The organism is Agromyces mariniharenae, from assembly GCF_008122505.1.
Classification (GTDB): domain Bacteria; phylum Actinomycetota; class Actinomycetes; order Actinomycetales; family Microbacteriaceae; genus Agromyces; species Agromyces mariniharenae.
This window is the reverse complement of sequence record NZ_VSSB01000001.1, coordinates 50,923-64,904: the sequence shown is the minus strand read 5'-3', so window position 1 is coordinate 64,904 and position 13,982 is coordinate 50,923. Positions and strand designations below refer to the sequence as shown.

Annotated in this window: 14 protein-coding genes; 12 read left to right on the top strand and 2 right to left on the bottom strand. The window is 71.9% G+C overall.

From position 1 onward, the window contains the following. The first annotated feature begins 38 nt into the window (after positions 1 to 38). The 9 genes from FYC51_RS00275 to miaA all read left to right on the top strand — a co-directional run bounded on the left by FYC51_RS00275 (position 39) and on the right by miaA (position 8,789). A complete protein-coding gene (locus FYC51_RS00275; RefSeq protein WP_238476148.1) occupies positions 39 to 1,106 on the top strand; it encodes a Bug family tripartite tricarboxylate transporter substrate binding protein in 1,068 nt (355 codons plus the stop codon). A gap of 122 nt (positions 1,107 to 1,228) precedes the next feature. Then, positions 1,229 to 1,693 (top strand): tripartite tricarboxylate transporter TctB family protein, encoded by a 465-nt coding sequence (locus tag FYC51_RS00270; protein ID WP_238476147.1) that lies wholly within the window; start codon positions 1,229 to 1,231, stop codon positions 1,691 to 1,693. Next, on the top strand, positions 1,686 to 3,254 hold the full coding sequence (locus FYC51_RS00265) for a tripartite tricarboxylate transporter permease (RefSeq protein WP_148731667.1): 1,569 nt from the start codon (positions 1,686 to 1,688) through the stop codon (positions 3,252 to 3,254). Before FYC51_RS00270 ends, FYC51_RS00265 begins: the two co-directional genes overlap by 8 nt. Before the next feature lie 168 nt (positions 3,255 to 3,422). Next, entirely contained in the window at positions 3,423 to 3,731 is a 309-nt protein-coding gene (locus FYC51_RS00260; protein ID WP_148731666.1) for a helix-turn-helix domain-containing protein, read from the top strand. An 85-nt stretch (positions 3,732 to 3,816) separates the two neighbouring features. Further along, positions 3,817 to 4,044: a DUF3046 domain-containing protein gene (locus FYC51_RS00255; RefSeq protein ID WP_148731664.1), complete on the top strand. Its 228-nt coding sequence runs from the start codon at positions 3,817 to 3,819 to the stop codon at positions 4,042 to 4,044. 311 nt (positions 4,045 to 4,355) lie between these two features. Beyond that, a complete protein-coding gene (gene recA / locus FYC51_RS00250; protein ID WP_148731663.1) occupies positions 4,356 to 5,426 on the top strand; it encodes a recombinase RecA in 1,071 nt (356 codons plus the stop codon). Positions 5,427 to 5,473: 47 nt separating this feature from the next. Beyond that, the gene (locus FYC51_RS00245) at positions 5,474 to 6,259 is read left to right on the top strand and encodes a regulatory protein RecX (protein ID WP_148731661.1); all 786 of its coding nucleotides are present in this window, start codon (positions 5,474 to 5,476) and stop codon (positions 6,257 to 6,259) included. A 12-nt stretch (positions 6,260 to 6,271) separates the two neighbouring features. Continuing rightward, on the top strand, positions 6,272 to 7,867 hold the full coding sequence (gene miaB, locus FYC51_RS00240; RefSeq protein ID WP_148731659.1) for a tRNA (N6-isopentenyl adenosine(37)-C2)-methylthiotransferase MiaB: 1,596 nt from the start codon (positions 6,272 to 6,274) through the stop codon (positions 7,865 to 7,867). Position 7,868: 1 nt separating this feature from the next. After that, complete coding sequence (gene miaA / locus FYC51_RS00235) at positions 7,869 to 8,789, top strand: tRNA (adenosine(37)-N6)-dimethylallyltransferase MiaA (RefSeq protein WP_148731658.1); 921 nt, start codon at positions 7,869 to 7,871, stop codon at positions 8,787 to 8,789. A gap of 48 nt (positions 8,790 to 8,837) precedes the next feature. Here the strand turns inward: miaA and FYC51_RS19705 are convergent, their stop codons facing one another. Then, complete coding sequence (locus FYC51_RS19705; protein ID WP_148731656.1) at positions 8,838 to 9,353, bottom strand: Lrp/AsnC family transcriptional regulator; 516 nt, start codon at positions 9,351 to 9,353, stop codon at positions 8,838 to 8,840. 100 nt (positions 9,354 to 9,453) lie between these two features. Here FYC51_RS19705 and FYC51_RS00225 point away from each other — a divergent pair, with 100 nt between their 5' ends. Both FYC51_RS00225 and dapF read left to right on the top strand, forming a co-directional pair. After that, entirely contained in the window at positions 9,454 to 10,731 is a 1,278-nt protein-coding gene (locus tag FYC51_RS00225) for an MFS transporter (protein ID WP_148731654.1), read from the top strand. A 9-nt stretch (positions 10,732 to 10,740) separates the two neighbouring features. Further along, positions 10,741 to 11,622, top strand: coding sequence for a diaminopimelate epimerase (dapF, locus tag FYC51_RS00220; RefSeq protein ID WP_148731652.1), 882 nt, complete (start codon positions 10,741 to 10,743; stop codon positions 11,620 to 11,622). Between the two features lie 30 nt (positions 11,623 to 11,652). On the opposite strand, the gene FYC51_RS00215 is transcribed toward dapF, so the two are convergent. Then, on the bottom strand, positions 11,653 to 12,264 hold the full coding sequence (locus FYC51_RS00215) for a class I SAM-dependent methyltransferase (RefSeq protein ID WP_148731650.1): 612 nt from the start codon (positions 12,262 to 12,264) through the stop codon (positions 11,653 to 11,655). A 51-nt stretch (positions 12,265 to 12,315) separates the two neighbouring features. Here FYC51_RS00215 and hflX point away from each other — a divergent pair, with 51 nt between their 5' ends. Then, entirely contained in the window at positions 12,316 to 13,845 is a 1,530-nt protein-coding gene (gene hflX, locus FYC51_RS00210; RefSeq protein WP_148731648.1) for a GTPase HflX, read from the top strand. Positions 13,846 to 13,982: the final 137 nt, after the last annotated feature.

The window sequence follows — 13,982 nt, the reverse complement described above, 5'->3', positions numbered from 1 at the left end:
GGACCGGCGACGACGCCGGCGCACTCGAGGAGGAGTCTTTGCGATCACCGTTCCGGCCGCACCCTGCGGCCACCCCCACCAGCCCTGCCCGTCGCTTCGCCCGCACGGCGGGCCTCGCGACGGCCGGCATCGTGCTGGCCATCGGCGCAGCCGGCTGCGCACCGACCGACGCCGGCGCCGACGACGCGGGTGAGGCCCCCGTCGCCCTCGAGTCCGTCAACCTCATCGCCCCCGCCGATCCGGGTGGCGGCTGGGACCAGACCGCGCGTGCCGCCTCGGAGGCGCTCGTCGCCGAGGACCTCGTGGGCTCGGCGCCGGTCGAGAACATTCCGGGCGCCGGCGGCACCATCGGCCTCGCGGCGCTCGCGAACGAACGCGATGCGGCGACGCTCATGGTCACCGGGCTCGTCATGGTCGGCGCGGTCGAGACCAACGCGTCCGACGTGCGCATCGAGGACCTGACCCCGGTCGCGAAGCTCACTGAGGAACCGCTCGTGATCGTGGTGCCCGCGTCATCGGAGTACGAGACGACGGAGGACCTCGTCGACGCGATCGTCGACGAGGGCGCCGCGATCTCGGTCACGGGCGGCTCGGCCGGAGGCGCCGACCACATCCTCGCCGGCATGCTCCTGACCGAGGCCGGCGTGGCCCCGGATGAGATCCCGTCCACCCTGAACTACATCCCCAACGCCGGCGGTGGGGAGGCCGTGACGATGCTGCTCGGCAACACCGTGAACGCCGGCATCTCGGGTGTCGGCGAGTTCGCCGAGCAGGTCGAGGCCGGCGAGCTGCGCGCCCTCGCCGTGTCGGGGGCGGAGCGGTCGGAGGTCCTGCCCGACGTCCCGACCCTTGCCGAGGAGGGCTACGACGTCGAGCTCACCAACTGGCGCGGGCTGCTCGCACCGTCGGGGCTCACCGATGCGGAGGTGCAGGCGCTGCAGGACCTCGTCACCGGGCTGCACGACTCCGAGAGCTGGCAGTCCACGCTCGAGGAGCGCGGCTGGGCGGACGCCTTCCTCATCGGCGACGAGTTCGCCTCGTTCCTGGACGGGAACATCGGCCAGGTGACGACGACGCTCGAGTCGATCGGCCTGGTCGCACGATGACCGATCGCCACGCGGGACCCCCCGGCGCCTCGGCGCCGGGGGGCCCCTCGGCGGCCCCGGACGGCGGAGCGGCGGTCCCCGGCGATCGGTGCGGGATCGTCGGCGAGGTCGCCTTCGCCGCGGTGTGTGCGGCGCTCGGGGTGTACGCGGTCGTCGCCGCCGGCTCCATCCGCGTCCCGCCGGGGTCGTCGAGCGTGCTCGGCCCCCGGTTCTTCCCCTACTTCGTCGGCACCCTCCTGCTCGCGGCATCCGTGGCCGTGATCGTCGCGATCGCCCGCGGACATCGCGGGCTCCCCGAGGAGGAGGAGGACGTCGACCCGGCCGCGAAGACCGACTGGCGCACCGTCCTGCTGCTCGTCCTGTGCCTCCTCTCGCAGCTCGTCCTCATCGAGCTGGCCGGCTGGCCGATCGCCGTCGCGGTCCTCTTCACCGGAGCCGCGCTCGCGCTCGGGGCGAAGCGGTGGTGGGTGGCCGCTCCCAGCGGGCTCGGACTCGGGCTCCTCACGCAACTCGTCTTCGGCGCCTGGCTCGGGCTCTCGCTCCCCGCCGGCCCGCTCCTCGACTGGATCCCGGTGCTCCATGGATAGCCTCAACGCCCTGCTCGAGGGCTTCGCGACCGCACTCCAGCCGCAGTACCTGCTGTACGCCTTCTTCGGCGTCTTCGTCGGCACCGCCGTCGGCGTGCTGCCCGGGATCGGGCCGGCCATGACGGTGGCGCTGCTGCTGCCCCTGACCTACTCGCTCGACCCGACGGGCGCGCTGATCCTCTTCGCCGGCATCTACTACGGCGGCATGTACGGGGGCTCGACCACCTCGATCCTCCTGAACACGCCGGGCGAGTCCGCCTCCATCGTCACCGCGCTCGAGGGGAACCGGATGGCGAAGGCCGGGCGCGGCGCCGCCGCGCTCGCGACCGCGGCCATCGGCTCGTTCGTCGCGGGGACCGTGGCCACCGTACTGCTCACGTTCCTCGCGCCGACCATCGCAAGCGTCGCCGTGCAACTCGGCCCGGCCGACTACTTCGCCCTCATCGTCGTGGCGTTCCTCACCGTGGGCGCGCTGCTCGGCTCGAGCGTCCCGCGAGGCCTGGTGTCGCTGGGGCTCGGGCTCCTGCTCGGGCTGGTGGGCACGGAGGTGCTCTCCGGACAGCAGCGCTACACGTTCGGCATCCCGGCCCTGGCCGACGGCATCGACGTGGTGCTCATCGCCGTCGGCCTCTTCGCGCTCGGCGAGACGCTCTACGTCGCGTCCCGCCTCCGCCACGGGCCGGTGAACGTGATCCCCGTCACGCGCGGCTGGCGCACCTGGCTCACGCGCGCCGACCTGCGCAGGTCCTGGCGGCCGTGGCTCCGGGGGACGGCGATCGGCTTCCCGATCGGCACCATCCCGGCCGGCGGGGCGGATGTCGCGACCTTCCTTTCCTATGCGACCGAGCGGCGGCTCGCGAAGGGACCCGCTCGCGCGGAGTTCGGACGCGGCGCGATCGAGGGGGTGGCCGGACCCGAGTCCGCGAACAACGCGGCCGCTGCGGGCGTCCTCGTGCCGCTGCTGACCCTCGGCCTGCCGACCACCGCCACGGCCGCGATCATCCTGTCCGCGTTCCAGTCGTACGGCATCCGGCCGGGCCCGTTGCTGTTCGAGAACCAGCCGGGCCTCGTGTGGGCGCTGATCGCCAGCCTCTACATCGGCAACGTCCTGCTGCTCGTGCTCAACCTGCCGCTCGTCGGGATGTGGGTGAAGGTGCTGCGAATCCCGCGGCCGTACCTCTACGCCGGCATCCTCGCCTTCGCGGGCCTCGGCGCCTACGCCCTCCACTTCAACGTGGTCGACGTCCTGATCCTGCTGGTGATCGGGGTGGTCGGATTCCTCATGCGACGGTACGGGTACCCGATCGCGCCGATGGTCGTGGGCGGCATCCTCGGGCCGATGGCGGAGGAGCAGCTGCGCAAGGCCATGGCCATCAGCCAGGGCGACGTCGCCTACCTCGTGCACAGTCCCTTCGCGATCGCGGCGTACGCCACCCTCGCCCTGATCATCACGACCGGACTCTGGCTGAAGCGACGTCGAGCCCGGCTCGAGGCGTCGCCGAAGCTCGTGGCGACGTCGGCCATCGCGGCGATCGAGGACTCGCCGAACCGGCGACCCTGAGACCGCTGGGAGGGCGGAATAACGTTCGTGAACACCCTGTTACAAGTGTCGAGTTCACACCGAAGCCACAGTGTGCGACGCTAGGTTAGAGGGTACGGAGAGTCAGTGTAGACTGACGCTCCCATTCCGGCTCCGGCGGAGTCGCAGGGCAGAGAGAAGGAGGTTCCGATGGTTCTGGTTCGACAAGAGATCGGCGACGTGCTGAGGGACTTCCGTCTGCAGAAGGGGCGCACGCTCCGGCAGGTCGCGTCGAAGGCGAGCGTCGCGCTCGGTTACCTGAGCGAGGTGGAGCGTGGCCAGAAGGAGGCCTCGTCCGAGATCCTCGCGTCGGTCGCCGAGGCGCTCGACACGCCCATCTCCGTCATCATGCACGAGGTCGGCGACCGCATCGCGGTCCTCGAGGGTCTGGCTACCGTTCCCGACAGCCTCCCCGACGAGCTCGTGGCGGAGTTCGATGCGGACATGATGGTCCGCTGATCACGCACGTTCCAACCCGATCGGCCGGTCTTCGGACCGGCCGATCGCGTGTCCGGGGGAGTTCCCGGAGTTCCGGAGGGGTCCGATGAAGCTCAGCGAGTTCCAGATCGCGGTCGACGACGAGTTCGGTCCCGCGTACGGCAACGTCGTCGTCAACGACCTCGTGCTCTCGGGCGTCGGCGATCGCACGGCGCGTGAGGCGCTCGCGGCCGGCGTACCCGCCCGCGAGGTCTGGCACGCCCTGTGCGAGGCGACGGATGTCCCGCCCTCGCGCCGGCACGGCGTCGGCCTCCGCGAGCCCGCGGAGGGCTGACTCCAGGCGGCCCGTTTCGGCTTGCCAGGTGTCGCCGGCGGGTCGCAGGAGACGGCCCGAAGACGTGTTCGACACGCGGGCGTGCCTTCGAACATCCGTTCGGATGCTCGGATAGGCTCGTCCTCGACAGCAGGAGGAACGACGCGTCCCTCCACATCCGTCTCCTCGGGGCTCCGGATGTCGGTGGGCGGCCATACGGTCGATGCGTCGGAACACACCGCAACCGCCTTGTCGCGAGACGTCGCAGGTCACGGCCCGCACGTGGAACGACAGCCTAGAGGCAGCAGCATCGAGCATCGAAGGAGCCAGCAATGCCATCACCTGCAGACCGCGAGAAAGCACTCGAGACGGCACTCGCGCAGATCGACCGCCAGTTCGGCAAGGGGTCGGTCATGCGCCTCGGCAGCGAGGAGCGCGCTCCCGTCGAGGTCATCCCCACCGGGTCGATCGCGCTCGACGTGGCGCTCGGCGTCGGCGGGCTTCCCCGCGGCCGCATCATCGAGATCTACGGTCCCGAGTCCTCGGGCAAGACCACGCTCACGCTCCACGCGATCGCCAACGTGCAGCGCGCCGGCGGCATCGCGGCGTTCATCGACGCCGAGCACGCCCTCGATCCCGACTACGCCAAGAAGCTCGGCGTCGACATCGACTCGCTGCTCGTCTCGCAGCCCGACACCGGTGAGCAGGCGCTCGAGATCGCCGACATGCTCATCCGCTCGGGCTCGATCGACCTCGTCGTCATCGACTCGGTCGCGGCGCTCGTGCCCCGCGCCGAGATCGAGGGCGAGATGGGCGACTCGCACGTCGGCCTCCAGGCCCGCCTCATGTCCCAGGCGCTCCGCAAGCTCACGGGCGGTCTGAACCAGACGAAGACCACCGCGATCTTCATCAACCAGCTCCGCGAGAAGATCGGCGTGTTCTTCGGCAGCCCCGAGACCACCGCGGGCGGCAAGGCGCTGAAGTTCTACGCCTCGGTGCGCCTCGACATCCGCCGCATCGAGACGCTGAAAGACGGCAGCGAGGCCGTGGGCAACCGCACGCGTGTCAAGGTCGTCAAGAACAAGATGGCGCCGCCCTTCAAGCAGGCCGAGTTCGACATCCTCTACGGCGTCGGCATCTCCCGCGAGGGCAGCCTCATCGACTACGGCGTCGACCAGGCCATCGTGAAGAAGTCGGGCGCCTGGTACACCTACGACGGCGACCAGCTCGGGCAGGGCAAGGAGAATGCACGCACGTTCCTCCTCCAGAACCCCGACATCGCCGCCGACATCGAGAAGAAGATCCTCGTGAAGCTCGGCATCGGCCAGCAGGTCGGCGGCGCGCAGGCCGCGCCGTCCAACGTCGAGTCCATCGAGGCCAAGCTCGGGCGCAAGGGCGCCTGAGCGACCACCGCACAGTCCGAGCAGCCGAGACCGGGGAGGGGAACCAGATGAGCGACGCATCCGAGCACCTCGCCCCGGTCTCGTACCTGCCGTGGGCGAAGCCGGGCGAGGTCGCCGCCGAGCGGTGGGCGAAGCCCGACGATATCGCCGACGAGCCGGCGGCCGAGCCGTGGTCCGACGTGCCGAACGACGAGCCGGACGAGCTCGACGAAGCCGCTCAGGGGGAGCATCCCGCCGACCGGGCCGATCGCGGTGAACACGGGCGAGCCGAACGTCGTGATCGCACGCGATCCGAGGATCGGCGTGCAGCACGCCGACGGGCGCGGTTCACGGTCGTCGACGACGATCCCGACGAGACGGGTCCTGAGCGCGACGAGCGCATCGACCGCCTGGTCGTGTCGCGACTGCGGCGATCGGCGCTGTCGGTCGCCGAGGTGCGCTCGGTGCTCGCCGAGCACGGGCTCGACGACGTCGAGATCGAGGACTGGATAGAGCGCTACGAGCGGCTCGGCTACCTCGACGACGCCCGCCTCGCCGAGCAGCTCGTCCACGTCAACGGCGCGCGCCGGGGCCGGGGGAGCGGCGCGATCCTGCAGGAGCTCGCGCGGCGCGGCGTCGACGCGTCCGCGGCCCGGGCGGCGGTCGAGGAGCTCGATCCCGAGGTGGAGCGCCGCAACGCCTACGCCGTCGCCGAGCGGCGGGCACGCCAACTGGCCGGGCTCGACCGGCAGACGGCCGAGCGTCGACTGTCGGCGTTCCTGCAGCGGCGCGGGTATCCGGGCGAGATGGTGCGCGAGGTGGTGACGGCGGCGCTGTCAGCCGAGGGCTCGTAGACTGGTGCGATCATGAGCACCCTTCACGAGGCCCCGACCGTCGAGGCCGTCGAACCGGCCACGACGCCGCGCACCTACGAGGTCCGCACCTTCGGCTGCCAGATGAACGTGCACGACTCCGAGCGGCTGAGCGGTTCGCTCGAGGCCGCCGGGTACGTCCCCGCCGACGGCGCCGAGCCCGACGTCGTCGTCATCAACACCTGCGCCGTGCGCGAGAACGCCGACAACAAGCTGTACGGCAACCTCGGCCACCTCGCGGGCGTCAAGCGCCGCCATGCCGGCATGCAGATCGCCGTCGGCGGCTGCCTCGCCCAGAAGGACAAGAACGTCATCCTCGAGAAGGCGCCCTGGGTCGACGTGGTCTTCGGCACCCACAACATGGGCTCGCTCCCGAGCCTGCTGGAGCGGGCCCGCCACAACGACGAGGCGCAGCTCGAGATCCTCGACGCGCTGGAGGTGTTCCCCTCGACGCTGCCCACCAAGCGCGACTCCACCTACAGCGGCTGGGTCTCGATCTCGGTCGGCTGCAACAACACCTGCACGTTCTGCATCGTGCCCGCCCTGCGCGGCAAGGAAAAGGACCGCCGGCCCGGCGAGATCCTCGCCGAGATCCAGGCGCTCGTCGACGATGGCGCGGTCGAGGTCACCCTCCTCGGCCAGAACGTGAACTCCTACGGCGTCGAGTTCGGCGACCGGCAGGCGTTCGGCAAGCTGCTTCGGGCCGCCGGCCGGATCGAGGGCCTCGAGCGCATCCGCTTCACGAGCCCGCACCCCGCCGCCTTCACCGACGACGTCATCGACGCGATGGCCGAGACGCCGTCGGTCATGCCCCAGCTGCATATGCCCCTGCAGTCGGGGTCCGACCGCATCCTGAAGGCGATGCGGCGCTCCTACCGCTCCGAGAAGTTCCTCGGCATCCTCGACCGCGTGCGTGCGAAGATCCCGAACGCGGCGATCTCGACCGACATCATCGTGGGCTTCCCAGGCGAGACCGAGGAGGACTTCGAGGAGACCCTCCGCGTGGTCGAGGCGGCACGCTTCGCGTCCGCGTTCACGTTCCAGTACTCGATCCGCCCCGGGACGCCCGCCGCGACCATGGACGACCAGGTGCCGAAGGAGGTCGTGCAGGAGCGCTATGAGCGCCTCACCGCGCTGCAGGAGCGGATCTCCTGGGAGGAGAACCAGCGACTCGTGGGCCGCGCCGTCGAGGTGCTCGTCTCCACGGGCGACGGCAAGAAGGACGCCGAGACGCACCGCCTGAGCGGTCGTGCCGAGGACAGCCGACTCGTGCACTTCGAGGTCCCGGCGGGCTCCGAGCTGCCTCGGCCGGGCGACGTCGTCTCGGTCACGATCACGCAGGCGGCGCCGTTCCACCTGCTCGCCGACTCGCTCGACGACGCGCCGCTGCGCATCCGCCGCACGCGCGCGGGCGACGCGTGGGACCGGGCGCAGGCCGAGAGCTGCGGCGTGCCGGCGGCTCCCGGGGCATCCGCCGCAGGCAAGGTCTCGCTCGGGCTGCCCGTGCTCCGCGCCCGCGGCACCGAGCCGCTCGTCGCGCCCGGCGTCGGCACCATGCCGATCTACGACCCCACCGACGCCCAGCGCTGACGTGACCCTCATCGCGATCGTCGGCGCCACCGGCACCGGCAAGTCCGACTTCGCGCTCGACCTCGCCGAGGCGTTCGCGCGTGTCGGCCGGGTCGCCGAGGTCGTGAACGCCGACGCGATGCAGCTGTACCGCGGCATGGACATCGGCACGGCGAAGCTGCCGCCCGGCGAGCGACGCGGGGTGCCGCACCACCTGCTCGACGTGCTCGACGTCACGCAGGAGGCTTCCGTCGCCGCCTACCAGCCCGACGCGCGCGCGACCATCGACGACATCGTCGCGCGCGACGGCGTCGCCCTGCTCGTCGGCGGCTCGGGCCTCTACGTGTCGTCCGTGATCCACGACTTCCGGTTCCCGGGCACGGATGCCGCGATCCGCGCGCGACTCGAAGCCGAGCTCGCCGAGCTCGGGCCGGGCCTGCTGCACGCTCGTTTGCGGGCCATCGACGCCGAGACCGCCGCGAGCGTCGACGCCCAGAACGGGCGCCGGATCGTGCGCGCGCTCGAGGTCATCGAGCTGACGGGGGAGCCGAAGGCCGCGCGCCTGCCCGACGAGCCCACCCCGTGGGGGCCGCACCGCATCGTGCACCTCCGCAGCGACCGCGGGCGCCTCGTCGAGCGCCTCGACGCCCGGGTCGAGCGCATGTGGCGCGACGGGCTCGTCGACGAGGTGGAGGCGCTCGTGCCGCTGGGACTCGAGCGCGGCGTCACCGCACGCAAGGCGATCGGCTACGCCCAGGCGCTCGCCGAGCTGCACGGGCGGATGTCGCGGGACGAGGCCGTCGCCGAGACGCAGCAGCTCACCCGCACCTACGCCCGGCGGCAGGTCGGCTGGTTCCGCCGCTACGCGGACGCGACCACGATCGACGGCGACGACGTCGTCGAGCGAGGCGCGGAACTCGCCCGTCAAGCGACCCTGGACTGAGCAGGATGTCCCGATGTCGTCTCGGGATGGGCGGATGTGCCGGCGCGATCAGGCGTCGCCCGAGGCATCCTTCGCCTGCCACCATGCGTCCCCGGTCGTGACCGGTCGGCGGGGCGGAGCCGGGCGCACCTCCCGCCGCGTGAACGGGGTCGACATGACCATCGTCGTCTCGAGCGGGCCGTGCGTTCCGATGCGCTCGACGAGCCCCTCGAAATGCGCGATCGACGCGACGCGAACGCGCAGCATCGTGCAGTGGCGTCCGGCCAGCTTGTGGATCTCGACGACCTCGGGGAACTCCTCCGGATCGGCGGTCTTCAGGAGGCAGCGTCCGGGATCGCACCGCAGGTTGATGTAGGCGGTCACGTCCTGGCCGACCGCGGCCGGATCGACGTGCGCCGCGTAACCGGTGAGGATGCCGTGCCCCTCGAGGCGACGCACGCGTTCGGCGACGGAGGGCGGGGAGAGGTGGATCCGCCGGCCGAGTTCGTTGAAGGAGATCCGGGCGTCGAGCTGCAGCTCGTGGAGGATCGCCCAGTCGGTGTCATCGGGTTCGTACGCACGCAATGCGGATCACTCCCTTCGCGTTCCGAATGCGAGCGAATCAGGGAGAGTGGATGCTCGATGGCCATTCAGAGCGCTCGCCGCCATTCCTAGCATGATCCGCATGACCACGGAATCCGCCCCGACCAGGGCCACGACCGATCGGCTGAGCGCCCGCACCCCCTTCCTTCCGATCGGCGCCGCCGTGGGAGCGCTCGCGAACTCCGTCGCGGGGTCGGCCGCTGGACTGCTCGCCGTCCGTCTCGGCGGCGAGGCGTGGTTCGCCGGGTGGCCGCAGGCCATGCTCGTGATCGGCACGGCCCTCGCCGCGCTCGCCATCAGCCGGGCCTCCCGACGGGGCGGACGGTCGCCGGCGTTGGCGGCGGGGGCCGCCCTCGCGGCGATCGGGGCCGCCGTCGTGGTGTGGTCGGCGATCGTCGGCGCCATCGGGCCGATGCTGCTCGGAAGCCTGGTGTTCGGTGCCGGCAATGCCGCCGTGATGCTGAGCCGTTACGCGGCGGCGGAGCGGGCGACGACCGAGCATCGCGTGCGGGCGCTCACGCGACTCCTCGTCGCAACCTCCGTCGGCGCCGTCATCGGGCCGCTCCTGCTGGCTCCGAGCGATGTCGCGGGGCAGGCGATGGGGATGCCGCCGCTCGCCGGCTGCTTCGCGCTCGGCGCCCTCGGATTCGCCGTGGCCGCCGGCGCGTTCGTGGCCAGCGCTCCGCGCGTCCCGAGTGCGGCCCGCTCGATGGCTCCGCCGGCGGGAGGGACCGCGCCGGCCCGGGGTGCGATCTCGGCCGATGGTGGACGTATGACGGGCGGCGGGCGAACGACACGACGGGACACGATCCTCGGCGTCGGCATCCTGTCGCTCGCGAACATCGTGATGGTGATCGTGATGACGGTGGTGCCGGTGCATCTCGAGCACCTCCATGCCGACCTCGGCACGGTCGGCCTCCTCATCTCGGCGCACATCGCGGCCATGTTCGCGCCGTCCCCGCTCTCGGGGCTGCTCGTCGGCCGGTGGGGCGCCGAGCGGGTGGCCGCGGTGAGCGCCGTCGCGCTCGGTGCGGCGTCGCTCATGGCCGCGTCGGTCCCGCACTCGCTGCCGGGCGTCGCCGTCTCGGTCGTGGTGATCGGCGCCGGGTGGAACCTCGCACTCGTCGCTGGCAGCACGGTGCTCGCGCGTGACGCGGCAGAGCGGGTCCGACTCCGGCGAGAGGGCTGGGGGGAGGTCGGCATGGGGCTGGCCGCAGCAGGTGGGGGAGCTGCGTCGGGCATCCTCCTCCAGGCCGCGGGATTCGCGAGCGTCGCGGCCACGGCGGGGGTGTTCGCGGCGGCGCTGGTGGCGGCTGCGGCGACGGGCGCGGCGCGGAGCCGGCCCGCCGGGCGGCCCTAGACTGATCGAATGTCCTTCGATCTGCGATTCACCAAGGGGCAGGGCACCGGCAACGACTTCGTGCTCTTCAGCGACCCCGAGGGCGACACCGAGCTCACGCCCACGCAGATCGCCGCGATCTGCGATCGCCGGTTCGGCGTCGGCGCCGACGGCGTCATCCGCGCCGTGCGATCGAGCAACCTCGACGACGGCGCCGCGGCCCTCGCCGCCGACCCCGACGCCGTCTGGTTCATGGACTACTGGAACGCCGACGGCACGGTCTCCGAGATGTGCGGCAACGGCATCCGGGTCTTCACGAGCTACCTCCTCGACCAGGGCCTCGCCGAGCTGCCCCCGGGCGAGTCGATCGCGATCGGCACACGCGCGGGCGTCCGCACCGTGAGCCGCACGGCGACCGGGTTCCAGGCCGACCTCGGCCCGTGGCGCCTCGCCGGCGGCGAGCCGCTCGTGCGCGCGAAGGAGCTGCCCGTCGCGCGGCCGGGCCTCGGCATCGACGTCGGCAACCCGCACGTCGTGGTGGCCCTCGCCGACGACGACGAGCTCGAGGCGATCGACCTCGCCTACCAGCCGATCCTCGACCCGGTCCCCGAGGCGGGCGCCAACATCGAGTTCGTCGTGCCGGCGGAGCCGCTCGTCGAGGACGGCATCGGGCGCGTCCGCATGCGCGTGCACGAGCGCGGCTCGGGCGAGACGCTCTCGTGCGGCACGGGCGCCGTGGCATCCGCCCTCGCCGTGCGGCACTGGGCGGGCGAGGGCGCGCCGAACGACTGGCGCGTGCACGTGCCCGGCGGGGTGCTCGGCGTGCGGATGTTCCAGGCCCACGACGGCGAGCACGTCGCACTGGCCGGGCCGGCCGAGCTCGTCTTCGACGGCGTCCTCAGCCTCGGCTGACCCGCGGGCTCGCCGCGGCTCGCTGACCGCTCACGCGCCGGCCGCGTGCCGCACCTCGAGCACCCGGAACCCCTTCGAGTTCGCCGACCGCTCGACGTCGAACCCGAGGTCGGTCCCGACCCAGCGCTGCAGCGAATCGGCGCCCAGGTGCTTCGCGACCACGAGCCACGCGGCGGCGTCGGACTCGAGGCGCGGCAGCCACCGTCCGAGCATCGCGTGCAGCTCGGCCGTGCCCACGCGGATCGGCGGATTCGAGACGATCTGCGCGAATCGCACCTGCGCGGGAACATCGTCGGGCACCACGGCGTTGACATTCGATATGGAGAGCCGCTGACAGTTCCGCCGCACGAGGTCGAGCGCACGTTCGTTGACGTCGACCGCCCAGACCGTGGCATCCGGCGACTGCAGCGCGAGGCTCACCGCGATCGGGCCCCATCCGGCGCCGAGGTCGAGCAGGTGGCCCGCAGCGGGCGGCTCGGGCACCGCGTCGAGCAGCACGCGCGTCCCCTTGTCGAGGTGCTCGGGGCTGAAGACGCCGGCGGACGTCACGAGTTCGAGCTCGCGTCCGGCCAGCCGGGCACGGATGGTGCGGACGGTGGAATCGCTCCGAGGGGCAGGGGAGAAGTAGTGGTCGGAGCCCATGCAAGCAAGCTATCGCACGACACGAGGACTGAGAGAAGTAGGGTGGAATCGATGAACGAAGCAGAGCGAAGCACCGCCGACGACGCCGTCGAGCGCGTGCTGCGCAGCGCGGAGACCCGCGCGGGCGTGGCGCGATTCGGCGCCGCCGAGGCGTCGGCGATCCAGAAGGACTGGTCGGATGCCGCGGGCGCCGACACGGCCGACGGCGAGCAGTACGACCGCGAGGAGCGCGCGGCGCTCCGTCGCGTCAGCGGGCTCTCCACCGAGCTCGAGGACGTCACCGAGGTCGAGTACCGGCAGCTGCGACTCGAGAACGTCGTGCTCATCGGCGTGTACTCGCAGGGATCGCAGGAGGACGCGGAGAACTCGCTCCGCGAGCTCGCCGCCCTCGCCGAGACCGCGGGCGCGCGGGTGCTCGACGGGCTGCTCCAGCGTCGTCCGCACCCCGACCCCAGCACGTACCTCGGCAGCGGCAAGGCGGAGGAGCTGCGGCACATCGTCGCCGCGCTCGGCGCCGACACCGTGATCGCCGACACCGAGCTCGCGCCCAGCCAGCGGCGTGCGCTGGAGGACGTCGTGAAGGTCAAGGTCATCGACCGCACCGCGACGATCCTCGACATCTTCAGCCAGCACGCGAAGAGCCGCGAGGGCAAGGCCCAGGTCGAGCTCGCGCAGCTCGAGTACCTCCTCCCGCGCCTGCGCGGCTGGGGTGAGTCGATGTCCCGGCAGGCCGGTGGCCAGGTCGGCGGCGCGGGTGCGGGCATGGGTTCGCGTGGACCCGGTGAGACGAAGATCGAGCTCGATCGACGCCGCATCCACTCGCGCATGGCGAAGCTGCGCCGGCAGATCGTCGGCATGAAGCCCGCGCGCGAGGCGAAGCGGGCCAACCGCCGCCGCAACGCCGTGCCGTCGGTCGCGATCGCCGGGTACACGAACGCCGGCAAGTCGAGCCTGCTCAACCGCATCACGGGCGCGGGCGTGCTCGTCGAGAACGCCCTGTTCGCGACCCTCGACGCCACCGTTCGCCGCAACACCACGGCCGACGGCCGCGTCTACACGATCGCCGACACCGTCGGGTTCGTGCGCAACCTGCCGCACCAGCTCGTCGAGGCGTTCCGCTCGACGCTCGAGGAGGTCGGCGACGCCGACCTGATCGTGCACGTCGTCGACGCGGCGCACCCCGACCCGGCCGGCCAGATCGCCACCGTGCGCGACGTGATCGGCGAGGTGGGCGCGCGCGACGTGCCCGAGCTCGTGGTATTCAACAAGGCCGACCTCATCACGCCCGAGGATCGCCTCGTGCTGCGCGGTCTCGAGCCGAACGCCGTGTTCGCGTCGGCGCGCACGGGCGCGGGCGTCGCCGACGTGCTCGAGGCGATCGGGCGGATGCTGCCCGACCCCGCCGTGCAGGTCGACCTGCTCGTGCCGTACGACCGCGGCGACGTGGTCTCCACGCTGCACGAGACGGGCCGCGTGCTCTCGGTGGAGTACGTCGAGGACGGCACCCGCATCACGGCGCTCGCGTCGCCCGAGCAGGCCGCCCAGCTCGCGGAGTTCGACGCGGCATCCGTGCCCGCCTGACGGGCGAGCTGAGCGCTCGACACGATCGGCGCACCCGACCCCGGGTGTGCCGATCGTCCCGTTTCGGGGCGTCACGTCGCGTCATAGTGCCCATTTCGAGGGATCCCAGGCGTATCGTCGCTGGTGATCGTCGGTGC